This window comes from Mucilaginibacter sp. CAU 1740, assembly GCF_039839285.1.
GTDB lineage: Bacteria > Bacteroidota > Bacteroidia > Sphingobacteriales > Sphingobacteriaceae > Mucilaginibacter.
Genome location: NZ_JBDOQS010000019.1, coordinates 49938 through 74892, shown reverse-complemented (window position 1 = coordinate 74892; position 24955 = coordinate 49938). Strand labels below are relative to the sequence as shown.

The following is a 24955-nucleotide window of genomic DNA, read 5'->3' as shown; positions in this document are numbered from 1 at the left end:
GTAACTTCGACCTAAACTGTTGGAAGCATTCTGATTCCGTGGTTAAGGTAATTTAATAATATTTAAGCAACAATACTCAAGTTGAAAGCTTGAGCAGGTTTAGGACGAAGTTACGCTAACGCTAACTTCGACCTGTACTTGGATTTGATAGGCTGCACCAGAGGTGCAAAAGCTTTGTAGAACTAAAATAGGCCAACTTTGGTGTGCCAGAGGTACACAACTCCGATGTTCCGTACCTCTGGCACGGCTAATCAAGCTTAATATTTTACTACAAAGCTGTTCTCCCTCTGGGAGATTTCTTTAATTTAATGACATTAGAATAGAGTATATATGGACACAAACAAAAAATGCCCGCTCAACAGCGGGCATTTTCAATATCAAAAATCAAGACCTATCTCTTACCACTCATCCCAAACTTTTTCTCATAACCACTCAATTGCGCGGTAAACTTGCTGTACAATTGTGGCTGTTTAAACTGCTTGGTAAACTCAATCAATCCACCCAATATCTGCATAGAATATTGAACGTCGCGGCTTTCGGCGGTAGCTTCGCCTTTTTGCACCAGGGCATAGTTATAATCTAAAAGGTTAGTAACATAATCGCCAACCTGGCCGGCAATTTTATTACCCAGCTGAATGTTGTTCAGCTTGTAAGCATTATCAATCATATAATACTTACGCACCGCTATCTCCAGCGAGTTAATGGTAGCAGGCATTACGTCATCATATCTTTTAAGCACTTTACGCGCCGAATCAACTTTGCCTTCTTTTAAAAGGTCATCGGCCAGGGTTGAGTACAAGCGGGTGATCAACGGATAAAACATCGTTAACGATTCATGATCCAGATAGCTAGCGTTTTTCATGTTACCCCATTTGTACTTGTTCATCATGTTATCGTACATTTTGCCGGTGTTGCTGGCCTCTAAAGGCGCGATGGCAGTATCTGGTTTTATTGGCAATAAGCGGTAAGCAAAGCCTTCGTTGTACATGTATTTATCCAAACCTATCATATTGCTGTTAGGCACGGTGATAGAGAAATAGATAGGGCGTTTCCAATCATTGTGCGACAGGATATCCATCATCGCTAAAACATCCTTAGTAACATAACGGCCCGCAAAATTCCATTGCAATTCAGTGGCTATTTTATCTTTATCGGCTGCGGCAACTGTACCTGTTTTAACCACTTCATCCGGGTTAACGGTTAGTTTAAATTTATTGGTTGGTAAATAGTTGGCTTGCTCGCCGTTCTGATACTCAACCATAGCCTCTTTTTTATCAGAGGTGATAAAATCGAATACATCTTTCAGCTCGGTAGCTTCTGGTATTTTCTGATCGTTAAAATAGATTACATCGCGTACACCCGGTTTAAACTTATCATTGCTCATGCTGATAGGCAGCGGTGCCGATTCGTTCATCTGGTTTTTCATACCGCGGATATACCAATCGGTACCCAGTAAGCTCAGGTTTACAATGCGCACATCCGGGCGCACATTTTCAACTTCCTGTATGTACCAAAGCGGGTAGGTATCATTATCGCCATAGGTAAACAAAATGGCGTTCGGCGCGCAGGAGTTAAGGTAGTTGTAAGCCATATCGTGCGGCGTAAGCTTGGTTGATCGGTTGTGATCGTCCCATTCCTGGTTGGCCATTAATACCGGGGCGGCCAGTAAGCAAACTACGGTGGCTATGATAGCGCCAACTTTAGGGTTAAGTTTTTTGCTGATGATATCGGCAATACCAATCACACCTAAACCTATCCAGATGGCGAAGGCATAGAACGAACCCGCATAGGCATAATCACGTTCACGTGGCTGCAATGGATCCTGGTTAAGGTAAAGCACAATGGCCAAACCGGTAAAAAAGAACAGGATGAGTACAATGCCAGCATCACGCTGGTGGCGCATAAAGTGGAACACCGCGCCGAAAAGGCCGATAATAAGCGGTAAAAAGAACAGACGGTTATAGCTTTTGCTTTGAGTAACAGCGTAAGGCAGGGGCTTGTTAAAATTCCAGCCGCTTATCCATTCGCCGTCGGCACCGGTGCCAAGGCTTTGTCCGTCAAGGTCGTTAGCACGACCGGCAAAATTCCACAGGAAGTATCGGGTGTACATCTGATTGATCTGCCATTTGGCAAAAAAGTTAATGTTGCTGCCAAAGGTTGGATGCTCGCTTTCGCCTAAACCGGTCCACTCACGGTAAAACTGCGCATGGCCTGGTTTGTCGCTAAACATCCGTGGAAATATGGTATTGCGATCGTAAACAGTATTCAGTTTTTTGCCTGCAACTTCATATTTGGTTTCGCCACGGCGATAAATATTGGCCCCTTCAGTTTGGGCGGTAGCTTCCGAATCAAAAAACTGACCGTAAAGCAGGGGAGTATCGCCGTACTGGTCGCGGTTAAGGTAGCTGTTTAATGCGAAGGCATTTTCCGGATCACTGTTATTCAAGTTAGGATTAGCTTTCGCTCTCACTACGATCATTACAAACGAACTGTAGCCAAACAGGATAAAGGCCAAACAAACCAAAACGCTGTTCAACGCAAAACGTTTTTCGCGGATCTTTACCACATACTCCAGTAAGGCTAAAATGCCTATGCCTACAATTAAACCAACAATACCCGCACTAATACCTAAGGCCAACGCGAAGCAAACCGCAGCTATTATAATAGCCGGTTTAACCGGGTTGGTTGTATAGTAGATGCCGGCAACTATTACCAGGATCACTAATATAAAAAATACAATTGCACCGCTGCCAAAGCCCATACCCAGGGTATTTACAAAAAGCAGATCGGAAAAGGCAGCGCCTTTAACTGTAAACTGAATCACACCCCAAAGCACAAAACCCAGCGCTACTATACTTACAGCAAAAGCGCCGATAGTACCTTTAGTAGTTACATTTTTAGCCCTGCGGAAATAAATTACCAGGCCTATAGCCGGGATCACCAAAAGGTTTAGCAGGTGGATACCGATAGAAAGGCCCATTACATAGGCGATAAAAACAATCCATTTATCGGCATGTGGCTCATCGGCATGGGCATCCCATTTCAATATGGCCCAGAATACCACAGCCGTACAAAGCGACGATTGCGCGTAAACTTCAGATTCGACCGCCGAAAACCAGAAGGTATCAGACCATGCGTAGGCCAATGCGCCAACCATGCCCGATCCTAAAATTAATATCAGGTTGGTTACATTAAGTTGTTCCTGAGTTTTTACCAAAAGCTTTTTGGCCAGTGCGGTAATGGTCCAGAACAAAAACATAATGGTAGCGCCGCTGGCCAGTGCCGATGCCATGTTGGCCCAGTAGGCAACTTTGGTATTATCGCCAAAGGATAGGAGGGTAAACACCTTACCTATAATGGTGAACAAAGGTGCGCCGGGCTGGTGGGCAACCTGCATACGATAAATACAGGCAATAAACTCGCCGCAATCCCAAAAGCTTGCAGATGGCTCGAGGGTTAAAATGTAGGTGATTGTTGCAATGGCAAAGGCCGCCCAGCCGAAGATATTGTTGAGCTTTTTGTAATTCATGTTCAGGATGCTATCTATAAAAACAGGATTAATGCAGCCGAAAATACTAAAACTATTGTGATGTTGATGCTAAAAGCGGTTGTTTAGGGGCTATTTGAAATTTATTTTGCTGTGTTTTAAGAGGTAATGAATTTTTTTAAAATTCTATTTTGACTTTCAAATATTCGCGCTATATTTGCAAACCTTTTCGGGGAGGATACGAACCTTAAGGAGATTGCCTGATAGTATAATGGTAGTACGACGGTTTTTGGTACCGTTTGTCTAGGTTCGAATCCTGGTCGGGCAACAATAAAAATTCGGATTTCGAATTTTCAATTTCAGATTTATGCTGATTGGAAAATTGAAATCCGAATTGTGTTTTATAACGATTGTGTTTATAAAAAGATAAGCGATCAAGGAGCTGCTGAATCCGAAATCGAACATCCAAAATCCGAAATCAAAATGCCTTTACAATTTAACCCGGTTAAATTATTTTCAGGTTCAGGTTCGCAAGCCCTGGCACATCGAATTGCAGATGCTTACGGCCGCGAATTAGGAGAAGTTGTGATATCGCGTTTTAGCGATGGTGAATACCAGCCGCATTTTAATGAATCTGTAAGAGGAAGTGATGTTTTCCTGATCCAGTCTACCCATCAGCCTACCGATAACTTAATGGAATTACTGATGATGATCGATGCCGCCCGTCGCGCTTCGGCCCATTATGTTAATGCCGTTATACCTTATTTTGGTTTGGCCAGGCAGGATAGGAAAGATAAGCCACGTGTGGCCATCGGTGCAAAGCTGGTAGCCAACCTGTTGGTTGCAGCAGGTATTAACCGTATCATGACCATGGATTTGCACGCAGCGCAAATTCAGGGCTTTTTTGATGTTCCGGTTGATCACCTTGATGCCTCGATCATTTTTGTGCCTTATATCAAAAGCCTTGGTTTAGGTCATTTGACTATCGCATCGCCGGATATGGGTGGTTCGTACAGGGCACGGAGCTTTGCCAAGTTCTTCAACGCCGAAGTGGTAATTTGCGATAAACGCCGTAAACGCGCCAACGAAATTGAAGCCATGACCCTGATAGGCGATGTAACCGACCAGGATATTGTATTGATTGATGATATCTGTGATACTGCCGGTACCCTTGCAAAAGCAGCCGGACTGATCATGGAGCGTGGTGCACGCAGCGTACGTGCCGTTTGTACACATCCGGTATTATCAGGTAAAGCATATGAAACTATCGAAAACTCGGCTTTAACCGAACTGATAGTAACAGATACTATACCATTAAAACAGCAAAGCCCTAAAATAAAAGTGCTTTCAACCGCCGAACTGTTTGCGAAAGCGATAAGCAATGTAAATGAGCATGGTTCGATCAGTACACTGTTTAAGGTAGATTAAAAGAGAATAAAAGCAAATCCATGGTTTATTTCCATGGACTATTAAATAAACAAATAAATAAAATGAAATCAATTGCTATTAGCGGTTCTCTAAGAGAGAACGTAGGGAAAAGAGACGCGAAAGAGCTGCGTTACAATGGCTTAGTGCCTGCAGTTCTTTATGGTGGTGCTACACAGACCCACTTTGCAGTGTCCGCAGCTGATTTGAGAGCCGTAGTTTATACTCCGGTTGTTCATTTCATCAACCTGGAAATTGCTGGTGTTACTTCACAAGCTATCATCCAGGACATCCAATTCCACCCACTAACTGAAAAAATCACTCACGTTGACTTTTTATTGTTAGACGAGAAAAAACCTATCGCCATCGAGATCCCTGTTAAATTAACCGGTACTTCTCCAGGTGTTAAAGTAGGTGGTAAATTGGTACAAAAATTAAGGAAACTGCGTATCAAAGCGCTTCCTAAAGATCACTTAGATGCTATCGAAGTAAGCATCGAATCGTTAGAAGTAGGTAAATCAGTTAAAGTATCTGATATTAAATTAGATGGCTTAACTATCACCAACGCTAAAGAAGACACTATTGTTTCTGTAACTACTTCACGTGCATTACGTCAGGCAGAGCAGGAAGCAGCTTCAGGCAAAAAATAATTTTGCTCAGCAAATTATCAAAACAGCGATAAGGAAACTTATCGCTGTTTTTGTTTAAAGCAATAAATAATATCTTCGCATCAAAATTCAATAAAGCCTTGTTATAAGGAGAGTTACTGCGCATGTGTTGCTTAATGCGCGGTGGGCTGACAGAAAAGCGGGCCGGGCGTATGGCCTTGCGGGCTGAAGCTTTTTTCTGTCTTGGGTTTTTGGTTACTTTTGGGCCAAGCCAAAAGTAACAGCCTCCGCGGCAAATGAGCGGCCAATGTTGGTCTGATAACACAAAGTTGTTGTAAACCTCAAAGCCACTAAGCAGGGATCTTGGATAACGATAACTAACTAATCAAATTTCTCTCTTTAAGAGAGTAGGGGGCATGAAATATCTAATTGTAGGTTTAGGAAATATTGGTCCGGAATATGCCGATACAAGGCATAACATCGGTTTTATGGTTTTAGATGAACTGGCTAAGCAGGAAGGCACAAGGTTTCAAAGCTCGCGTTTGGCTTATTATACCGAAGTATCGCACAAAGGCCGTACGCTATGCCTCATCAAACCCACCACCTACATGAACTTGAGCGGTAAGGCGCTTAACCATTGGATGAAGGATTTGAAGATCCCGATAGAAAATGTATTGGTTATTGTAGATGATCTTGCACTGCCCCTGGGCACCCTTCGCTTAAAACCCAAAGGCAGCGCCGCCGGGCACAATGGCCTTAAAAATATTGAAGAAGTACTTAGCAATAATAACTACGCCCGCCTGCGTTTTGGTATCGGCGATAATTACCCCAAAGGCCGCCAGGTTGATTTTGTGCTGAGTAAATTTGATAAAGATGAACTGCCCGAACTTCCGGCGCTGATTGATCGCTCTATCGAAATGGTGAAAAGCTTTGCCGCTATTGGCACCGAATTAACCATGACCCGGTACAATAAGTAACATCACCGTTACAAGCTAATATAATAGTTAAAATTCCGTTCAAATCGTAATTCGCGTTGTAACGCGGGGCGATGTTCTTACGTCTTGTAAACCTAAATCACCTTATGAAACAAATCTTACTACTGGTACTTTGTCTTTGCTTTTCTACGTTCTTATCTGCTCAAACCAAAACACCTGCTGCTACTACAACCGCTATCCCCAATATTACTGTAAAAGGAATTATTATCGATTCGGCTGTGAACAAACCTATGGGTTATGTTACCGTGGCCTTGCAGGACGAAGCTACCAAAGCCCCGGTAAAAAGTACCTTAGCTAAAGATGATGGCAGCTTTGAACTTAAAGCGCCCGAAGGTAAAACGTACCAACTGGTAGCTGTATTTATAGGTTATGCAACCAAAACTATCCCGGTAAAGCTCACAGGCAATACTTTTAACGCTGGTCGTATTCTATTGTCTCCGTCAAGCAAGCAATTAAAAGAGGTTACCGTAACCGCCGTAAAGCCTGTGATGAAACAGGAGGTAGACCGCCTGAGCTACGATGTAACCGCCGACCCGGAAAGTAAAACGATCACCGCGCTGGATATGATCCGCAAGGTGCCTTTATTATCTGTAGATGGTAATGATGCCATCAAACTTCGCGGGAATGATAATTATAAGATCCTGATCAATGGTAAAGAATCGGCCATGATGGCGAAGAACCCATCGGATGTGCTGAAATCAATGCCTGCTGCCAATATTGAAAAGATAGAAGTGATCACCACTCCGCCCGCAAAATATGATGCCGAGGGTTTGGCGGGGATCATCAATATCATCACCAAAAAGAATGCCGACCAGGGTTACAACGTAAGTGTTAATTCCGGGTATAATAGTATTTGGGGATTGCGCAACAACGTTAACCTTACTTTAAAACAGGGAAAGTTTGGCTTTAGCGGGTATGCTGGCTACAACTACAGGCCATTGCGAACTTCATCATTCGAGAATATGACCATTTTTGATTACATGAATACCTCACTAAGCCAAACCGGTACAAGGGGCAATGGTGGTAAAAATCTTTACGGCAGCGGCGAATTAAGTTATGAGATAGATACCCTGAACCTCATCACCGGTACGTTTGATTCCTACAATAGTAAAAGTAATCAGCACAATTACCAGGCTACCACACAGCGCGATGCCAACGATGCCATTACCCAGTTTTACAGTTTGTTTAACGATGGTACCGGCCAATTTCGCGGAACCGATGTTGGGTTGAATTATCAATTAGGGTTTAAACGCAATAAGGAGCAATTGTTAACTTTATCCTATAAATATAATTACGATAATAACCTGCAAAATAGCGAAGCCCTTAAAGGCGACGATGCTACAGGTAAAGGTCTCCCGCCAGATTACAGACAGTACAATAACTCTGGTACAAAACAACACGCGTTTCAGTTGGATTACATCCAGCCATCTAAAATACTTACGGTTGAGGCGGGCGGTAAAGCAACCCTGCGTAATAACTACAGCCAGTTTAACACCGATGTAAAAGATAGCGTGGACAACCAGTTTCACGCCGATCCGGCACAGGTGAATAATTTTACCTACAAGCAGAATATTTATGGGGTATATAACTCTTATTCAGTTAAGTTGAGCAAATGGGCCTTTAAAGCAGGTATGCGCCTGGAGCACACTACAGTGGATGCCAATTTTGCTGTAGGGCTACCGCCGGTTACACAGGATTATGATAATTTTGTACCATCGGCATCAATACAACGCAGCCTGAAAAGCAGCAGCCTTACACTCGGCTTTACCCAGCGCATCCAGCGCCCGGGTATTTATCAGCTTAATCCTTATACCGATATTTCCAATCCGCAATACCGTAACGTGGGTAACCCCAACCTGCGGGCAGCCGTTACTAATAATTTTGAGTTGGGCTACAGCAATTTTGCCAAAGGATCTATCAACTTAAGTACTAATTACTCGTTTTCGAACAATACGGTACAAAACCTGGCGAGTGTTGATACAGCCGGAGTTACTACTACCACTTATGCCAACGCAGGCTCCAACAAAACATGGGGCTTTGATTTAAGTGTGAATTATCCAATCACTACCAAACTCAACGTAAATATCAATGCCGAACTGATGTTTGTTTGGCTGAAAGGTGCGTACAATGGCGCGCTTTTTACTAATAAGGGTAACCAGGGGCATATTTTTACCTATACCACTTATAAGTTTGATGGAGGTTATCGCGCAGCTATAAATATTGGATACGATAGCCGTTATGTATTGCTGCAAGGCAAGGATAACTATTACTTTTTTAGCAGCATCAGCGGTAGCAAAACCTTGTTTAAAGAAAAGGCCGGCATAGCGCTGAATGTTAACAATCCGTTCAAAAAATTTAACAAACTCGATTTTTACACCAAAGGCACAGGTTTTGAAACTTATAATGCCAACAACAATTTTTACCGTGCTATAAACGTAAGCGTGTATTACAAATTTGGCCGTCTTAACAGCAGCATCAAGAAAAATCAACGTGGTATTAATACTGATGATGCTACCAGCACTGGCCGTAATTAGGGCAGCGGTAATTATTTCGTTACGTACTAAGTTGTTAGGTTAAAAAGTGTTAAACGCATATTTTTTAGTGTAACGGTCGGATATCTTACACGTCTTATCACCAAACTCGCAATTATGAAACAATTTCTACTAACAGTATTATGCTGTTTTGTCACGGGCATGGCAATGTCCCAAACTACCACAACAGCGCCTGTTAAAAATATAACGGTTAAAGGTATCGTGATCGATTCGGTAGCCAATAAACCCTTAGGTTATGGTACAGTGGCCCTACAGGATGCCGCTACCAAAGCCCCCGTAAAAAGTACCCTTGCCAAAGATGACGGCAGCTTTGAGCTGAAAGCCCCCGAAGGTAAAACTTACCAGTTGGTAGTTGCTTCGGTTGGATATGCTACCAAAGTTATACCAGTAAAATTAACCGGCGATACTTTTGATGCAGGCCGCATCCTGGTATCTACCTCAAACAAACAACTGAACGAGGTAACCATTACAGCGGTAAAACCAGTAATGAAACAGGAAGTCGACAGGTTAAGCTACGACGTAACCGCCGACCCGGAAAGTAAAGCCATCTCCGCATTGGATATGATGCGCAAAGTGCCGCTTTTGGCAGTTGATGGCGATGATAATATTAAACTGAAAGGCAGTGGTAAATACAAGATATTGATCAATGGTAAAGAATCGGCATTGATGGCCAAGAATCCGTCGGATGTACTGAAAGCCATGCCCGCAACCAACATCGAAAAAATTGAGGTGATCACCACGCCGCCTGCAAAGTACGATGCCGAAGGCCTGGCAGGTATCATCAATATCATCACTAAAAAGAATGCCGACCAAGGTTTTAACGGTAGCATTAACTCAAGGTACAATACTGTATGGGGAACAGGTTATAACCTTAACATTACTGCTAAGCAAGGTAAATTCGGTATTTCGGGATACGCGGGTTTCGGTAAGCAAAATCAAAACACCAATAGTTTTACCAACAACCAAACCTATTATGTGCCAAATACTAAAACCGTAACATCATCACTGCTGCAAAGCGGTGATAACACTTTTGCCGGTAAGTACCGTTATGCCAACGCTGAGTTGAGTTATGAAATTGACAGCTTGAATTTATTAACAGGCTCGTTCGAAGCTTTTCATGGGGAATTTGATCAGAACGGTCATCAGCGCACTACTCAACGGGATGCAGTTGGCAATACTACCCAAGGCTATTATTTAACAAACAACGGATATAATCACGACCAGGGCTTGGATGCTTCTATCAATTACCAGTTAGGGTTTAAAGGTCATAAAGATGAGTTACTTACCTTATCGTACAAATACAGTTACGGGCCAGGTAAAAACTATACCGACAATCAGTTTTCAGAAAGAGACCACTATTACAACGCTATTCAGCCCGATTTCAGGCAGTATAACCGGGCAGGTAATAAGGAACACACTTTTCAGTTAGATTACGCTTACCCGCTAAAAAAGATCAGCATTGAGGCAGGTGCTAAAGTGATACTGCGTAATAATTTTAGCGATTACAGGCGGGAGGATAAAGATTCAACCACAACCGCTCCCAACGCTGTGTACAATGTAAACGAAGGTCAAACCGGCGAATTTGATTACCAGCAGGATGTGTATAGCGCTTACAACTCGTACCAGCTAAAATTTGATAAATGGACAGGCAAAGCAGGTTTGCGCTTAGAGCATACCCGCGTGAATGCCATATTTACAGGTACACCGCTTGATAAAAGTTACAACAACCTCATCCCGTCGGTATCAATTCAACGATCGATGAAAAGCAGCAGTCTCAGCCTGGGCTTTACTCAACGTATCCAAAGGCCGGGCATTTACCAGTTAAACCCCTTTGTTGATAGCTCAAACCCTAAGTTTATAAGTACCGGTAATCCTGACTTGAAACCAGAGTTGAACAATACATTTGAATTGAACTATAGCAATTTTTCGAAAGGGTCTATCAATGTTGGGGTAAGTTACGCGTTCTCGAATAATGCCATTCAGAATGTTACCCATTTGGTTCAAAACAACATAAATAGTCCTTCTGATACACTTTCTTATACTACCTATACCACTTATCAAAACCTGGGTAGTAACCGTTCGTTAGGGGTAAACCTCAATACCAATATTTCCATCACTAAAAAATTTACGGTGAATGTTAATGGCCAGATATCACATATTTGGTTAAAAGGAACATACAACAGTCAATTTTACAAAAACGACGGCTATACCGGCAATGCTTTCGCTAATATTGCATACAAGTTTGATAGCGGCTACCGCGTTGGCCTGGATGCGGGCTTCTTTAGTGGCGATGTTACTTTGCAAGGCAAATCGAGCAATTTTATTTTTAACTCTTACGTAGTTTCAAAAGAGTTCCTGAATAAAAAACTGACCATATCGGCGGTAGCTAATAATCCATACAGCAAATACCGCACGTTCCGGTCAACCACCAACACGGCTGATTTTGACCAGGAATCATTATATCACAACCGCTACCGCAACTTCGCGGTTAGGGTAAACTTTAAATTTGGCAGGTTGAACAGCGAAATTAAAAAGAACCAGCGCGGTATTAATAATGATGATACCAAAGGCGGCGGCAAAAGTAATGGTGGCGGCAACGGATAATTAACAAATTGAGCATATACAACTATTAATAACCAACAATCAGGCGCCGGGAGGCGCCTTTTTTGCTTTTAAAGTTTGCTGTCCGTAGACGGAGTCTACGGACTAATATGCCTGTAGTTTGCAAAACAGGAAATGACTATAATCACTAAATTTACGCCCATGAAAGTTTACGGAATAACCAATTGCAATACAGTAAAAAAAGCCCTCGACTGGCTTAAACAAAATAATGTAGCTTACGATTTCCAGGATTTTAAAAAGCTTGGTGTAAGTACCGAAAAACTACAGGAATGGGATACCAAAGCCGGCTACGAAAAGTTTATGAATAAACAAGGCCTCACCTGGAAACAACTTGATCCGGCAGTAAAAGAAAGCATCAAAACCAATGCAGATGCCCTGCAATTATTACAACAAAAAACCAGCATGATCAAACGCCCGGTTATTGAGGATGGTGGGTTTTTGTTTTTTGGATTTGATGAGAAGGTTTATGCTGATCATTTTTTGGGGAAGTAGACAAATAGTTGCGAACGGCGATGAAATGATATTGTTGCTTTAAGAGGATTGTGCGGTGGCTGCGTTAGGGATTGCAGTGGAAAGCCCACAGCGCGCGCGGCACTGAGGGGTGGAAAGGCGAGGACTTGGAACGGAAAGCCCGGGCCGCAGGCAACGCGCATGTTGTAGCCTTGGTTAGGATATACATTTTTGAAGAAACGCGCGCTTCCGGATTAATTTTATTCTATTCAAGTAAGTTATGAAAGAAATCCTTAAACAAATATCTCGGTTAACCACTCCTGAATGCTCTTACAGTTATATAACGGAGGAGAAGATCAAAACAGGATGGATAGGTAACTCGCCCGCAGTTGCTGATGATGTTAAACTTGCCGAAGAAAGATTAGGGGTGGTTTTGCCTGATGATTATAAAAAATTTCTTCTTATTACCAATGGTTTCCCTGCACCAATTGATACTGAACCCGAATTTGAACCTGTTAACAAGATAGACTATCTTAAAAATATCGATCCTGATTTACTGAAGATTTGGGACAAATCAGAGTCGGAGGAAGGTCTTGATTTGCCACGAAGCATATTGGTAGCAGGTAATGGTCAGGAGCAGCAGTTTTTGTTAGTTCCCCCCGCTTCTTCTGATTTGGGCGCATGGAAATATATGAAATTTGCTTACTGGATACCTGGTGGGCGATACGTTGAAAACCTGGAAGATTATTTTAAATACGTGTTGAAATTTATGCAAGATAATCCGGATTAACGTTCTCTATCTCAGGTATCGTCCCCTTAATAAATCCGTAACAATCGTTTTACCTACCCCTCGCATCTCCCTAATTTGTAGTATACTTGTTCTTTTTACTGAATTTATTTGACTGAACATGAAACTAAAATTAATGGCAGGTTGCAGCCTTGCCCTTACCCTGGCTGCAAGTGTAGGTAATGCCCAGCAAGCACCACCCGCATCTACTACCCCGGCCGGCTCGGTGTATGATTACCACGAAACTTTCGGGCCTGGCTTTTACACTAAAAACGGAACTGAATTTCGTGCCGCCAGTGGAGAGCCTGGTGCCAAATACTGGCAAAACCGTGCCGATTATCAATTGGCTGCCAAACTAAACGATGAAACCAATGAAATTACCGGTTCTGAAACTTTAACCTATACCAATAACAGTCCGCAAACTTTGGGCTTTATGTGGATGCAGTTAGATCAGAACTTGTTTAAATTAGATTCGAGGGGTACTGCCATTGTTCCACCATCGGGTAGCCGTAACTGGGGCAGGGGCGAGGCGTTTGATGCCGGTTATAAAATTAAATCGGTAAAAGTTGCCAACCTTAAAGGTGAATATAGTGATGTTAAATTCCTGATCAATGATACCCGTATGCAGATCTTTTTACCAAAAGATATTGCTGCAAACGGCGGTCAGGCTAAAATAAAAGTTGAATATTCGTTTGTATCGCCTAACTACGGTTCAGACCGTACCGGCTACCTGCAAACTAAAAATGGTAAAATTTACACCATCGCGCAATGGTACCCACGCGTATGTGTGTATGATGATGTAATGGGCTGGAATACGCTTCCATACAGTGGTCCGGGTGAATTTTACCTGGAGTACGGCGATTTCGACCTGAGCATTACCGCTCCTGCCAACCACATTGTAGTAGCATCGGGCGAGTTACAAAACCCACAGGAAGTTTATACCCCTGAGCAATTAAAGCGTTGGGCTGCTGCCGAAAAAAGCGAAACTACGGTTATCATCCGCGGTGCTAATGAGGTAACCGATCCAAAATCTCGTCCGGCAGGTAAGCCAACTTTAACCTGGCACTTCAAAATTAAAAACGCGCGTGATGCTTCGTGGGCTTCATCTGCTGCATTCATTGTTGATGCCGCTAAGATGGATTTGCCAAGCGGTAAAAAATCGACCGCAATTTCGGCTTACCCTGTTGAAAGCGATGGCAATGATGCCTGGGGCCGTTCTACCGAGTACGTTAAAAAATCTATCGAGTACAACTCAAAAAAATGGTTCGAGTTCCCTTATCCTGCTGCTACAGCCGTTGCCGGTATTGTTGGCGGTATGGAGTATCCGGGCATTGTTTTCTGCGGAGCGAAAGCTAAAAAAGGAAGCCTTTGGGGTGTGAACGACCACGAGTTTGGCCACACCTGGTTCCCGATGATCGTTGGATCTAACGAGCGTATGTTTGGTTGGATGGACGAAGGTTTCAACACTTTCATCAACACCCTTTCAACTGCCGATTTTAACAACGGCGAATACAAAAGCACCCGCGCTACAGACATGCATGCTACCGGCGCTTTCTTTACCCGTCCGGATCTGGAGCCTATCATGAGCCAACCAGCCAACCTTAAAGAAAGAAACACAGGTACGTTATTGTACTCAAAACCAAGCGCTGGTTTGGTATTGTTACGTGAGCAGATATTAGGCCCTGAGCGTTTCGATTTCGCTTTCAAAACCTACATTAACCGCTGGGCGTTTAAGCACCCGCAACCTGACGACTTTTTCCGCACGATCGAAAATGCTGCCGGCGAAAACCTGCAATGGTTTTGGAGAGGCTGGTTCCTTAACGATTGGCGTTTAGATGTATCCGTAAGCGATGTGAAATATGTTGATAACGATCCAACTAAAGGTTCATTGATCACCATCAACAATCTGGGTAAAATGGCGATGCCGGTTATCCTGGAAGTAAAAACCACAGGCGGCAAAACCGACCGTATAAAACTACCGGTTGAAATTTGGGAGCGTAACGCTACCTGGACATTTAAATATCCTTCAACCGAAGAAATTGAATCGGTAACATATGATCCGGACAAAGTATTGCCTGATTATAATTCAGACAATAACGTTTGGAAGAAATAATTACTCTAAATCTCCCCTGAAGGGGAGATTTTAAGAAACGGCGATGAGTTGAAAACTCGTCGCCGTTTTTGTTTTAGAAGTATTAAACACTATTAGTACGAACAATTTTCAATTCCCTCCCTTGGGAGGGGTGCGAGGGATAAGTGTAGTAGGAGGGAGGGGTTCTTCGCCATGCATAGCGGCAGTACATAGCGAAGAAACCCCTCCCTACACCCTCCCAGGGGGGGAATCGCTCGTTCCCCCGCTTTTTTATTTTTCACTTCTGTAACAATGAAACATCCCTGACAAACAATTGCCCGTTTACCTGTTAATTTGAATATAAAAACACAATCTATCATGAGTAAAAAAGTATGGTTAATAACAGGCTGCTCAACAGGTTTTGGCCGTGAGTTGGCTAAGTTGGTTTTAGAGTTAGGTTATAAGGCCGGCGTAGCATCGCGCAATACCGATGATGTAAAGGATATTGTTGAGGCATACCCAGAAACAGCCGTAGCCCTTAAACTTGACGTTACAAAACCCGACGAGATTAAAGCTGCAGTTGAAACGGTTAAAGAAAAGTTTGGAACCATTGATGTGTTGGTAAACAATGCAGGTATCGGTTATTTCGGCGCGATAGAAGAAAGCGAAGAAGATGAGGTGCACCGTATGTTCGAGATCAATTTCTTTGGTTTGGCTAACATGACCAAAGCTGTATTACCAATTATGCGCGCGCAACGGAGCGGACATGTGCTTAACATAGCATCTATAGGCGGTTTGGTAGGATTCCCTGCGGTTGGTTTTTATAATGCTACCAAGTTTGCTGTGGATGGTTATTCTGAAGCTTTGGCTAAAGAAACTAAACATCTCGGCATTAAAGTTACTGTGATTGCACCAAGCGGTTTCCGTACCGATTGGGCAGGCAGATCGGCCAATAACAGCAAAATAGTTATTGACGATTATAAAGAAACTGCCGGGACCAACAAAAACAATATCCGCGGCTACAGCGGCAAACAACCCGGCGATCCGGAACGTGCCGCAAAAGCCATTGTTGCGGCAGTTGAAGCCGAAAACCCACCATTGCGTTTGCTGTTAGGTAAAGCCGCGTTGAAGGGTGCCCGCAATAAGCTACAGGAATTGCAAAAAGATTTTGATACCTGGGAAGATACTACCGTAGGTGCAGATTTTCCGGAAGGGGAATAAGCGTTTCAAGTTCCCCTCTTGAGAGGGGGCGCGGTAGAAAAGAGCGGGAGCAGGGGTGTGTTATATAAGCGATATGTAGCACGTAGAATAACACACCCCTCCACCCCTCTCGAGAGGGGAATCGCACATTCCCACGCTTTTTAGGAGTTTTTACTTAAGTTAACAGCTATGGTGTGGGCCGCTTAAACCCGCAACTTGATGTTTTTGACTTTTCTCCGCGCCTTTGGGTGCTTATTAAATAACCACCCAAAATCGTAAATTGCAACACAATAAACTAACCCTATGGGACAAATTGTAATTGTGGCCTATAAGCCTAAGCCAGGCAAGGAGGAGACGCTAAAGCAACTAATGAAAACCCATTTACCACGCCTTAAACAGGAAGGCCTGGTAACCGATCGCGAATCTATCATTATGGAGGCTGCTGACGGTACCATTATCGAAGTGTTTGAATGGCTAAGTGCCGAAGCTATCGCTAATGCACACAACAACCCGGTGGTACAGCAAATGTGGAGCGAATATGCCGCCGTATGCGATTACATTCCCCTAAATACATTGGCAGAAGCAGGTGATATGTTTGCTACTTTTGCCCCGCTTAATTAATAGGATATCCGTGCCTACAACCTTAAACGCAGATCAGAAAGCGGCTTTTAAAGCTATACAAAAGTTTTTGGATCACCCTGCCGCCAATGTATTCGTATTGAAAGGCTATGCCGGTACCGGTAAAACTTTCTTGATGCAGCATATTGCCCAATGGCTGCAGGATAAAAAGAAAAAGTTTTGCATGCTGGCCGCAACGGGCAGGGCCGCCACTGTGCTAAGAGGTAAAACAGGCTTTACAGCATCAACAGTACATAGCGAGCTATATAATTTTAGCAAGATAGACGGGCTTGATGAAGAAACACTTTCCGAAAATTCACCTGCTGGCATTTCGGGACAAATGACCTTACAGTTCACCATCCGCCAGCCGGATGAGGAAACTACCGTTTATATTGTTGATGAGGCTTCGATGCTCTCTGGTGAGGCATCCGAAAATAATGATTTCGCTGTATTTGGCTCGGGTATTTTGCTGAACGATTTTTTCCTGGTGGCGGGTAAAAGCAAAATTATTTTTGTGGGCGATCCGTGCCAATTGCCGCCAGTTGGGCAATCTTTTAGTCCGGCCTTGGATATTGAATGGATCTCGGCGCAGCAAAAAGTACCTGTCACCGTTCAATTATCAAAAATTGAGCGTACCAAGGGCGATAACGACATCCTTTTATTGGCCGCCGCCATCCGCGCGCTAAGCGAAAGCCGGGAGCGTGTTAGATTTCCTAAACTGCCTGCTGGAAATTTGAATAACGTAAAACTCCACCAGTCCGACGACGAAATGTTCAGATTGTATGCGACTAATTATAAAGCATTGGGCCCAACCCAATGCCTCGCGATAGCACGCAGCAACAAAACAGTACAGCAAATAAACCGGGATATGCGCCGCGAACTTTTTGGTTCGGGGTATGTACCCTTACAGGTAGGCGATGTTTTACTGGTAACGCAAAATAACTATTCCGTGCCGCTAACCAATGGCGATTTTGTGGTGGTTGATCAGTTGGAAGAAGTTACCGAAAAAGTAGGCATTAAATTTCAAAAGGTACAGGTAACAGCTATAGCCTCAGGAAAAGAGTTTAAATTATTCTTATCACTCAACGCGCTCGAAAGTTTGAAGGGAAGCCATGATCATGATGAATCTAAAGCATTGCTGGTAAGTTTCAATAACCGGATGAAAACTGAAGGGTTTGCTTCGGGTAGTGAAGAATATCTTACCGCCATGCGCGAAGACCCTTATCTCAACTGCCTAAAAGCATCTTACGGCTACGCCGTTACCTGCCACAAAGCCCAGGGTGGTGAATGGAACAAAGTTTACCTGTTTTTAGATAAAAGCATGTTTGGTGCGCCGTATTATGAACTTTGCAAATGGTGGTATACTGCGGTTACCCGTGCAAAAGATGAATTGAATTTGGTGAATGAGTGGTGGGTGGTGTAGAAGCACAGCAATTGCTGAATATAAAATCGTCATTTCGAGGTACGAAGCAATCGCGAACTATGCAGGGCGGACATGCTACCGTGCGATTGCTTCGTACCTCGAAATGACGATTTTTATGATATCTCACATCTGCAACCGCTCCGCTTTCAACTTCTTTTGCACATCCTGCTTATAATTTCTGCCAATAGGTAATTCATGCCCCGCAATATCAATGCTATAGGCATAGAAAGAATCTATTTTGTTCAGCGCAACTATAAAGGAACGATGGATGCGCACAAACCGGTTTTCAGGCAGCATCTCTTCCAGTAAACTTATTTTTTGCCGGGTGATGTAAACCTGGTTATTAAGGGCAACTACTTTAATATAATCGCGAAGGCTCTCTATCCATAAAATATCATTGATGTTTACTTTCACCGTTTTGCGGTCAACTTTCAGGTAAATAAAGGTATGGGTATCGCCAACAGGTTCTTCGTGGCTTATCAGCGGTTTATTTTTCTGTTCGTTAAGCTGGTAAATTTTATCAACCGCTCGTAAAAAGCGCTCGAACGAAATAGGTTTCAGCAAGTAATCAACCGCGTTCAGTTCAAAGGCATCTAATGCATATTCGCTGTAGGCAGTGGTGAAAATCACTTTGGGTGGATTTTTAAGATTTTTAAGCAGATCCGTACCCTTAATGCCTGGCATCTGAATATCCAGAAACATCAAATCGATAGGTTTTTGTTGCAATAGCTGAAATGCCTGGATCCCATCGGTGCAGGTAGCGGTAACCTCCATCTCGCTAAAACGCGAGAGGTAGTTTTTCAGTACCTCAATGGCATGCGGTTCATCATCAACTATCATTGTGCGGATCTTCATGCGTGGGCCGGTTGTTGGTTTAGGGAAGGTTGCGTTTGTCTGTTTATTTTCAGATCGAGATCAAGTACTACCAAAAAAGTATCCTCTTCATCCATGATCTTAAGTCGGGATGTATTTGGATAAAGCAAATTTAAACGGGTACTTACGTTTTTTAGGCCGATATGTCCCGGCGCATCGGCGCCTGCATTAACAGGGCGCTCTGGTTTGCTATTGGCTACTTTTAATTTAAAATGATTTAAGGTGATGCTAATATCAATATTTATCCAGGTGTCGCCTATCTTTTCGCTCGCCCCATGTTTAAAAGCGTTTTCAATAAAAGGGAGGATCAGTAGCGGAGCGATAGTTTTATCTTTCAGATCGCCGGTGATGGTGAAGTTGATATCGATGCGATCTTCATAACGCAGTTTTTCAAGCTTTACGTATTGCTGCATCATAAAGATCTCCTTCTCTAACGGCACCTCATTATCCGAGCACTCATAAAGCATATACCTCAAAATATCCGACAAGCCCATAATTGCCTGCGGAGATTTAGGCGAATTATTAAGACTAAGCGAATAAAGATTATTCAACGTGTTGAATAAAAAATGCGGATGCACCTGTGCTTTTAAAGCATTTAGCTCGGCTTCCAAAGCTGCCTGCTTGCGCTCGTACCACATTTTAAACAGTTTAATAGCCAGCACAAAACCGGTAACCAGATTATTGCCCTTAAAGGCGTTAACCATGCTTTGCCCATCCATCAACTGCTCAAAAAACGGGCGATGAGTTGAGGCGATGTATTCAGCATCGGTAATGTGCATAACTCTGATCAGGTAGGGGAATACAAACCAGATTCCAACAGTACGGCTGATAAATATAACCGCGAATACCAGCGGTATCAGCATCAGCATAAACATTACATATCGTTTTTGAAAAACATACTTAGGTACAAGCCAGTAAGCAATGGCATAGTAATACGCTATCTGGATAGGCATGTACAACAAATTGTTGCGTAACGATACCCAAAAATTGGTTTGCAGCGAGTAAAGACTGGTAATGAACAACGAAACAATGATCCAGAATATCAGGTGCTGCCAAAAACGTGGCAACCTGATGTTACTGAGCGGAAAACCGAAATCCTGTTTCATCATGCTAATTTACTGTAAAGCAATAATTAAAGCATTCAAGTGCGACGAAATACAACTGTTTAATGACGAACTGCATCAAAAACATCGTTTAAGGTATCGTTTGCGTGACGAACGTTTTTAATAGCATCTGTTTTGCAGTTTATCGATAGATAGCTGCGATATAGCGATACTATTTTATTGATAATTATAGCAGGGCTAACTTGGTTTCACAATAAAGATAAAGCCATGAAAAAAATTATCACAACCATCGTTATCCTCGTTGCCCTGATTACGGGTAGCCAGGCTCAAAATAAATTAAATGCAAACCAGGGTTTTTGGGTTATTGAAAGCAACGTAAACCTGCCCAAAGTACAAACCGTGAAATTTTACGATGCCAACAACAGGTTGATGTATGAAGAAACTGTTTATACCAAACTTAACACTAAAAAGAAGAAAACGCTAGTGGCACTAAACCAGATATTGGATAAGCTAAGTGAACGGACAGCCTACATTGAGAGCCGCAACCTGGTAACGCTTAGCCTTAACCTGAAGCATTAAGACCTTTTTTTAAATATACGTTTAAGGACCAGTTGCTGGCGCGAGGTGCGGCACTGGTCCAAATTTTTTTAGTACTCCAACCACTTATCAACCCGCACGGCCACATGCTCGCCCTCGGTATGTTTGCCGGGTTCTTCGCTTAATACGCGCATCTCGGTTTCGCCTTGCCTTAATATCAATTCCTCATAAAAACCTTTAAATAATACCTGTTTCACCGTCCAGTTTTTTGTTGGGGCGATGAGTTTTATTTTCACATGCTCCGGGTAGATCACCACATATTGCGCACCGGTATTGATGCCCGAAAAGTGGGCTTCGGCAGCATTGAAGATATTGCAGTTGGTTAAAAGCTTTGCTGTATAAAGATTTTGAGGGTGTTTATACATTGCCTTCGGGTTGCCTGTTTCTACTATTTCGCCTTTGTTTAAAACGATAAGTTCGTCGGCCATTGAAAGTACTTCGGCAGGATCATGAGATACCATGATCACCGTTATGCCGGTTTCTTTTACTATTTGCCTGATGTCATGCTGTAACCCTTCCCTGAATGAAGTATCTACCTGGTTAAATGGTTCATCTAAAAACAATACCTCGGGTTGGGTTACAATAGCCCTCGCAATGGCTACGCGTTGTTTTTCGCCGCCGCTTAGATCGGCCACGCGTTTATCGGCCATGCTGAACATGTTGAGTTGTTTCAGTACGCGTTCAGTTTTCTCTTGTTTGGCTTTCAGATCCGTAGCCGGGAGCATGGCTGCTATATTATCCCAAACTTTGGCAAACAGGTTCAGGTCGTCGGTATGCTGGGTTACCATTTTCATGGCATCATGACCGGGGATCAGTTTTTCTTCCGGCCCCCAAATGCGTTCGCCTTTAAAGTAAACAGTACCTTCATCAGGCGAGATTAGGCCGTAAAGCAGTTTTAACAAGGTGCTTTTGCCGCTGCCGCTTTCACCAATAATGGCTGTTATTTTACCCGACTCAATACTTAGATCCGTTTTTTTTAAGCCTGATTGCTGTTTACCGGGATATATTTTACTTACGGCAACCGCCTGGAAAAATGGTGTATCTGACATTGGGGGTAAAGATACACGTTTGAACCATGATTATTAGGATTTGAGGATTACCATGAGAAGAGTACCTGCTCAATCCATAGCTCAGAATCATTGTTTCTCTATTTAGAAGCTGTTTAAAAACATATTAAAGTCGTCATTGCGAGGTACGAAGCAATCCCCAAGAGGCAGAGCGACCAATCCGATCCGCCCTGTACAGTCGGGGATTGCTTCGTACCTCGCAATGACGCTCGGGGATGTAGCAGTTATTTTGAATCGTTTTTAAAAGAAATCTTAGAAGCCGAAGGTGAGTCCAAACGAAAAGTTTCTTAACCCTTTTTGTGCCGGGCTATCCTCAAACATATCGTTAAAGTAATATTTAGCATATAAACCCATGATGCCGTAACCCATGCGCACAAATACACCTTTACGTAGTTTGGCAAAATGATAATCGTCGTTGAATTTTTGTTTACCATTCTCATCGCTGATCTGTTTTACGCGGCCATTCAATAATATCCCAACTTCCGGACCGGCAACTAACCTGAAGTAGTTACCACGATCATCTTCATGGCTACGGTAATAAAACGATAGCGGGATCCGCAAATAGCTTGATGAAAAACGGTTTTTGCTGTAATGGATGCTGTCCTGTACATAGGTAAGTACCGGCGCGTTGCGTTGGATAGTAATATCATCACGCAGACGGATATGCGTCCAGTCGAAGCCTCCCGATACATAGATCTTGAAGGCACTATTAAAGCGATAGCCAAATTGTACTACATCAAAACCAAAATTGCTGGTTTTCCACTGGCGGTAGCTCAGGAATTTGTTGTTTTGAGATAGCGTGAAGCTGCCGTTATCAATCAGCGTAGCAAAACCAAGGTCGATCCTCGAAAACGTGATGCCGAAAGAAAAACCTGGCGCTTTATGTGCGTGGTAGGCTGTATCCGGGCCATTAACATTAACCTGTGCCACATCGTCGCCAAAGCCAAGTTTTACTTTGACGTGCTTTTTATGAGTAGTAGTGGTGTCGATTTGAGTTGAATCGGCAGGGCTGCTTTGGGCGTATGTAAAACCCGCTGCAAGGCATATCATGAGGGTAAAAATGAGGCGTTTCATATCTGTTGCAATATATCTTTTCTACAAATCTTATTTATCTTTTTCTTTCTTCACTTTGATGAAGCCGAGGTTTACGCCGGTAATGGTGGCATCGTCCTCATCGGTGTTGGTAAACTCAATTACCTTGTCTTTACGTTTATCCACAGCGGCTATCATCACATTAAATACATCACCAAGGCTGCGGATGCGATGATGTTTTTTTACCGGTTTAGTTGATACTGCCGGAACAGACGGAGTTTCCACTTGCGCTATTAGCGTTTGTTGCGGTTTTTCATTATTAAGTATAACGGGCTTTGGATTGATAGAGACTGCTGTATCCCGTCCACTGGTTTTTATAACATCATGATCAACAACAGGAGTTTGGGCAAGCAGGGGCTGATCTGCAGGGGTATCCGCAGGTTTTTTGTTTTCAATAACAGGTTGTTGTACAGGCTGTGCCAAATTGCTTTTTGTTTTGGGCTTGTTTGTTTGCGCTAACGTATTAACAGGTGCTATAACTGGATTAGCCATTGTTTTGTTTGGAACTGTGGTTGGAGGTGCCACAGCTTCGGCCTTAACAACGGTAGGTTGCTTTACAGGGTTAGTTGTTTTAGCTATCCGGTTTGAATGTTGGGCATCATCATTCTTAACATGATGTTTAGGAATAAACAGGATCCCGGCGGTAACAAGCAATATCACGCCGGCTGCCGCGCTAAGCAGGGGCAATAATATGCGTTTACGCCTGTGGCCATTTAGTTCGGAGCTGATGCCCTGCCACACCGCGGCCGACGGTTGTATTTCCAGGTCATCAAGCTGTTGCTTAAACAGCATGTCCAGTTCCTTATCCTGCATATCCATAACTTTTGCCCTCCATTTTAGCAATTTGTTCTTTCAGTATTGTGCGCGCCCTTGATAGCTGCGATTTGGAGGCACCCTCGGTAATGCCCACAATTTCGGCTATCTCTTTATGCGAATAGCCCTCCAGCGCGTAAAGGTTAAACACAATGCGGTATCCCGGTGCCAGTTGCTGGATCATGCCCATCAGCACCTTGGCATCCAAATTGGCCGATGCTATCGGGTTTACCGAAGGCTCATGCCCGGCTTCGTCAATATCAACAACCTGCATCATTTTATGGTGTTTGCGGTAATACTCGATAGAGCTATGAACCATAATGCGCCTAACCCAGCCCTCAAATGATCCCTCGCCCCGGTAATCAGCCATCTTTTGAAAAACCCTGATAAAACCATTCTGCAACATATCTTCGGCCTCCATGCGGTCGGTAGCGTAGCGCATGCATACCCCCAGCATTTTCCCGGCAAACTGTTTGTAAAGCAACTCCTGTGCTTTACGCTCGCCTGCCCGGCAGCGATCAATCAGTTGGTGAATGGTATAGTTAGGTTCCAAAAACATCATTTATAGGTAAGATGTTGGGTTGATGTAAATGGTTGCATGGGGATTGAAATATTTTTGATAAATAGTTTATCGGGTGAAATGTAATGCAAAATAGTAATCTCGCTTTAAAGTATGGCACAAGTAGGAGGCACCTACGGAGCCGGGCTGGGCATTTTGCCATTCTATAAACATGGTACTCCTACGGAGTTTATTATCGAATTTATACAACTCCGTAGGAGTAACATGTTTATAGCAGAAAATCAGAATGCGTTTGGCTCCGTAGGTGCCTCCTGATAAAGGCGATTTTTAGGACAATGATTTGTTATAAGCTTTCGTTTAAAGTAGTTTTGAGTAAAAGCCAAAATAAATTATGGAATTAATCCTCAAATCTGATAATGAAGAAAGCATCGCAAAAATAATTGCGTTGGCCAAAGAACTTAATGTTATTGTAGAGGAAAAATATGTCGTAGCTAAGACTCAAGGCATAAACCGTGAAGCGGTCAAAGACCGAATCTTAAATTTCAAGGCTACTTCGGAATCTTCGTTTGGGGATGCTCTGCAATGGCAAAGAGAAGAACGTGGAAATGATATCTCGACGATTTTAGAAAATCAAAAGAAACTGTTGGAACTGGCGGGGAAAATAGAGCTTGATGATGAAGCTTTCGAATAG

At 43.2% G+C, this 24955-nt stretch carries 21 protein-coding genes and 1 tRNA gene; 15 read left to right on the top strand and 7 right to left on the bottom strand.

Going from position 1 to position 24955, the window contains the following annotated elements; all coding sequences use genetic code 11:
* Positions 1–391: 391 nt before the first annotated feature.
* On the bottom strand, positions 392–3529 hold the full coding sequence (locus tag AAFN85_RS30000; protein WP_347531658.1) for a DUF2723 domain-containing protein: 3138 nt from the start codon (positions 3527–3529) through the stop codon (positions 392–394).
* A 215-nt stretch (positions 3530–3744) separates the two neighbouring features.
* Between AAFN85_RS30000 and AAFN85_RS29995 the strand changes: the two genes are divergently transcribed.
* The 12 genes from AAFN85_RS29995 (at position 3745) to AAFN85_RS29940 (ending at position 18238) form a co-directional block, all read left to right on the top strand.
* A tRNA-Gln gene (locus AAFN85_RS29995) sits at positions 3745–3815 on the top strand.
* A 155-nt stretch (positions 3816–3970) separates the two neighbouring features.
* Positions 3971–4915 (top strand): ribose-phosphate pyrophosphokinase, encoded by a 945-nt coding sequence (locus AAFN85_RS29990; RefSeq protein ID WP_347531657.1) that lies wholly within the window; start codon positions 3971–3973, stop codon positions 4913–4915.
* 62 nt (positions 4916–4977) lie between these two features.
* Positions 4978–5562, top strand: coding sequence for a 50S ribosomal protein L25/general stress protein Ctc (locus AAFN85_RS29985; RefSeq protein ID WP_347531656.1), 585 nt, complete (start codon positions 4978–4980; stop codon positions 5560–5562).
* 374 nt (positions 5563–5936) lie between these two features.
* The gene (gene pth, locus AAFN85_RS29980; protein ID WP_347531655.1) at positions 5937–6497 is read left to right on the top strand and encodes an aminoacyl-tRNA hydrolase; all 561 of its coding nucleotides are present in this window, start codon (positions 5937–5939) and stop codon (positions 6495–6497) included.
* A 104-nt stretch (positions 6498–6601) separates the two neighbouring features.
* A complete protein-coding gene (locus tag AAFN85_RS29975) occupies positions 6602–9049 on the top strand; it encodes a TonB-dependent receptor (protein WP_347531654.1) in 2448 nt (815 codons plus the stop codon).
* 114 nt (positions 9050–9163) lie between these two features.
* On the top strand, positions 9164–11671 hold the full coding sequence (locus tag AAFN85_RS29970) for a TonB-dependent receptor (RefSeq protein ID WP_347531653.1): 2508 nt from the start codon (positions 9164–9166) through the stop codon (positions 11669–11671).
* Between the two features lie 159 nt (positions 11672–11830).
* Entirely contained in the window at positions 11831–12181 is a 351-nt protein-coding gene (locus tag AAFN85_RS29965; RefSeq protein ID WP_347531652.1) for a Spx/MgsR family RNA polymerase-binding regulatory protein, read from the top strand.
* Positions 12182–12419: 238 nt separating this feature from the next.
* Positions 12420–12929, top strand: coding sequence for an SMI1/KNR4 family protein (locus tag AAFN85_RS29960; RefSeq protein WP_347531651.1), 510 nt, complete (start codon positions 12420–12422; stop codon positions 12927–12929).
* 118 nt (positions 12930–13047) lie between these two features.
* A complete protein-coding gene (locus AAFN85_RS29955) occupies positions 13048–15039 on the top strand; it encodes a M1 family metallopeptidase (RefSeq protein ID WP_347531650.1) in 1992 nt (663 codons plus the stop codon).
* 336 nt (positions 15040–15375) lie between these two features.
* A complete protein-coding gene (locus AAFN85_RS29950; RefSeq protein ID WP_347531649.1) occupies positions 15376–16218 on the top strand; it encodes an oxidoreductase in 843 nt (280 codons plus the stop codon).
* Between the two features lie 282 nt (positions 16219–16500).
* Complete coding sequence (locus tag AAFN85_RS29945; RefSeq protein WP_347531648.1) at positions 16501–16818, top strand: hypothetical protein; 318 nt, start codon at positions 16501–16503, stop codon at positions 16816–16818.
* 10 nt (positions 16819–16828) lie between these two features.
* Positions 16829–18238, top strand: a complete 1410-nt coding sequence (locus AAFN85_RS29940) for a DEAD/DEAH box helicase (protein ID WP_347531647.1) — start codon at positions 16829–16831, stop codon at positions 18236–18238.
* 123 nt (positions 18239–18361) lie between these two features.
* Here the strand turns inward: AAFN85_RS29940 and AAFN85_RS29935 are convergent, their stop codons facing one another.
* Together AAFN85_RS29935 and AAFN85_RS29930 are read right to left on the bottom strand one after the other, a co-directional pair.
* Positions 18362–19093 carry a LytTR family DNA-binding domain-containing protein gene (locus AAFN85_RS29935; RefSeq protein WP_347531646.1) on the bottom strand — a complete coding sequence of 244 codons (732 nt, stop codon included), beginning with the start codon at positions 19091–19093 and terminating at the stop codon, positions 18362–18364.
* The gene (locus AAFN85_RS29930) at positions 19090–20220 is read right to left on the bottom strand and encodes a histidine kinase (RefSeq protein WP_347531645.1); all 1131 of its coding nucleotides are present in this window, start codon (positions 20218–20220) and stop codon (positions 19090–19092) included. Before AAFN85_RS29930 ends, AAFN85_RS29935 begins: the two co-directional genes overlap by 4 nt.
* 222 nt (positions 20221–20442) lie before the next feature.
* Here AAFN85_RS29930 and AAFN85_RS29925 point away from each other — a divergent pair, with 222 nt between their 5' ends.
* Positions 20443–20754, top strand: coding sequence for a hypothetical protein (locus AAFN85_RS29925; RefSeq protein WP_347531644.1), 312 nt, complete (start codon positions 20443–20445; stop codon positions 20752–20754).
* A 68-nt stretch (positions 20755–20822) separates the two neighbouring features.
* On the opposite strand, the gene AAFN85_RS29920 is transcribed toward AAFN85_RS29925, so the two are convergent.
* The 4 genes from AAFN85_RS29920 to AAFN85_RS29905 all read right to left on the bottom strand — a co-directional run bounded on the left by AAFN85_RS29920 (position 20823) and on the right by AAFN85_RS29905 (position 24303).
* Entirely contained in the window at positions 20823–21821 is a 999-nt protein-coding gene (locus AAFN85_RS29920; RefSeq protein ID WP_347531643.1) for an ABC transporter ATP-binding protein, read from the bottom strand.
* Between the two features lie 270 nt (positions 21822–22091).
* Positions 22092–22913 carry an outer membrane beta-barrel protein gene (locus tag AAFN85_RS29915; RefSeq protein ID WP_347531642.1) on the bottom strand — a complete coding sequence of 274 codons (822 nt, stop codon included), beginning with the start codon at positions 22911–22913 and terminating at the stop codon, positions 22092–22094.
* 30 nt (positions 22914–22943) lie between these two features.
* Entirely contained in the window at positions 22944–23750 is an 807-nt protein-coding gene (locus tag AAFN85_RS29910) for a hypothetical protein (protein WP_347531641.1), read from the bottom strand.
* The gene (locus AAFN85_RS29905; RefSeq protein WP_347531690.1) at positions 23734–24303 is read right to left on the bottom strand and encodes a sigma-70 family RNA polymerase sigma factor; all 570 of its coding nucleotides are present in this window, start codon (positions 24301–24303) and stop codon (positions 23734–23736) included. Before AAFN85_RS29905 ends, AAFN85_RS29910 begins: the two co-directional genes overlap by 17 nt.
* Positions 24304–24417: 114 nt before the next feature.
* Between AAFN85_RS29905 and AAFN85_RS29900 the strand changes: the two genes are divergently transcribed.
* Both AAFN85_RS29900 and AAFN85_RS29895 read left to right on the top strand, forming a co-directional pair.
* On the top strand, positions 24418–24579 hold the full coding sequence (locus tag AAFN85_RS29900) for a hypothetical protein (protein WP_347531640.1): 162 nt from the start codon (positions 24418–24420) through the stop codon (positions 24577–24579).
* Positions 24580–24655: 76 nt separating this feature from the next.
* On the top strand, positions 24656–24955 hold the full coding sequence (locus AAFN85_RS29895) for a hypothetical protein (RefSeq protein WP_347531639.1): 300 nt from the start codon (positions 24656–24658) through the stop codon (positions 24953–24955).

Coding starts and splice junctions, on each gene's coding strand:
- AAFN85_RS30000 (WP_347531658.1), bottom strand. CDS start 3,529: ATGAATTACAAAAAGCTCAACAATATCTTCGGCTGGGCGGCCTTTGCC.
- AAFN85_RS29990 (WP_347531657.1), top strand. CDS start 3,971: ATGCCTTTACAATTTAACCCGGTTAAATTATTTTCAGGTTCAGGTTCG.
- AAFN85_RS29985 (WP_347531656.1), top strand. CDS start 4,978: ATGAAATCAATTGCTATTAGCGGTTCTCTAAGAGAGAACGTAGGGAAA.
- pth (WP_347531655.1), top strand. CDS start 5,937: ATGAAATATCTAATTGTAGGTTTAGGAAATATTGGTCCGGAATATGCC.
- AAFN85_RS29975 (WP_347531654.1), top strand. CDS start 6,602: ATGAAACAAATCTTACTACTGGTACTTTGTCTTTGCTTTTCTACGTTC.
- AAFN85_RS29970 (WP_347531653.1), top strand. CDS start 9,164: ATGAAACAATTTCTACTAACAGTATTATGCTGTTTTGTCACGGGCATG.
- AAFN85_RS29965 (WP_347531652.1), top strand. CDS start 11,831: ATGAAAGTTTACGGAATAACCAATTGCAATACAGTAAAAAAAGCCCTC.
- AAFN85_RS29960 (WP_347531651.1), top strand. CDS start 12,420: ATGAAAGAAATCCTTAAACAAATATCTCGGTTAACCACTCCTGAATGC.
- AAFN85_RS29955 (WP_347531650.1), top strand. CDS start 13,048: ATGAAACTAAAATTAATGGCAGGTTGCAGCCTTGCCCTTACCCTGGCT.
- AAFN85_RS29950 (WP_347531649.1), top strand. CDS start 15,376: ATGAGTAAAAAAGTATGGTTAATAACAGGCTGCTCAACAGGTTTTGGC.
- AAFN85_RS29945 (WP_347531648.1), top strand. CDS start 16,501: ATGGGACAAATTGTAATTGTGGCCTATAAGCCTAAGCCAGGCAAGGAG.
- AAFN85_RS29935 (WP_347531646.1), bottom strand. CDS start 19,093: ATGAAGATCCGCACAATGATAGTTGATGATGAACCGCATGCCATTGAG.
- AAFN85_RS29930 (WP_347531645.1), bottom strand. CDS start 20,220: ATGATGAAACAGGATTTCGGTTTTCCGCTCAGTAACATCAGGTTGCCA.
- AAFN85_RS29925 (WP_347531644.1), top strand. CDS start 20,443: ATGAAAAAAATTATCACAACCATCGTTATCCTCGTTGCCCTGATTACG.
- AAFN85_RS29920 (WP_347531643.1), bottom strand. CDS start 21,821: ATGTCAGATACACCATTTTTCCAGGCGGTTGCCGTAAGTAAAATATAT.
- AAFN85_RS29915 (WP_347531642.1), bottom strand. CDS start 22,913: ATGAAACGCCTCATTTTTACCCTCATGATATGCCTTGCAGCGGGTTTT.
- AAFN85_RS29910 (WP_347531641.1), bottom strand. CDS start 23,750: ATGGATATGCAGGATAAGGAACTGGACATGCTGTTTAAGCAACAGCTT.
- AAFN85_RS29905 (WP_347531690.1), bottom strand. CDS start 24,303: ATGTTTTTGGAACCTAACTATACCATTCACCAACTGATTGATCGCTGC.
- AAFN85_RS29900 (WP_347531640.1), top strand. CDS start 24,418: ATGGCACAAGTAGGAGGCACCTACGGAGCCGGGCTGGGCATTTTGCCA.
- AAFN85_RS29895 (WP_347531639.1), top strand. CDS start 24,656: ATGGAATTAATCCTCAAATCTGATAATGAAGAAAGCATCGCAAAAATA.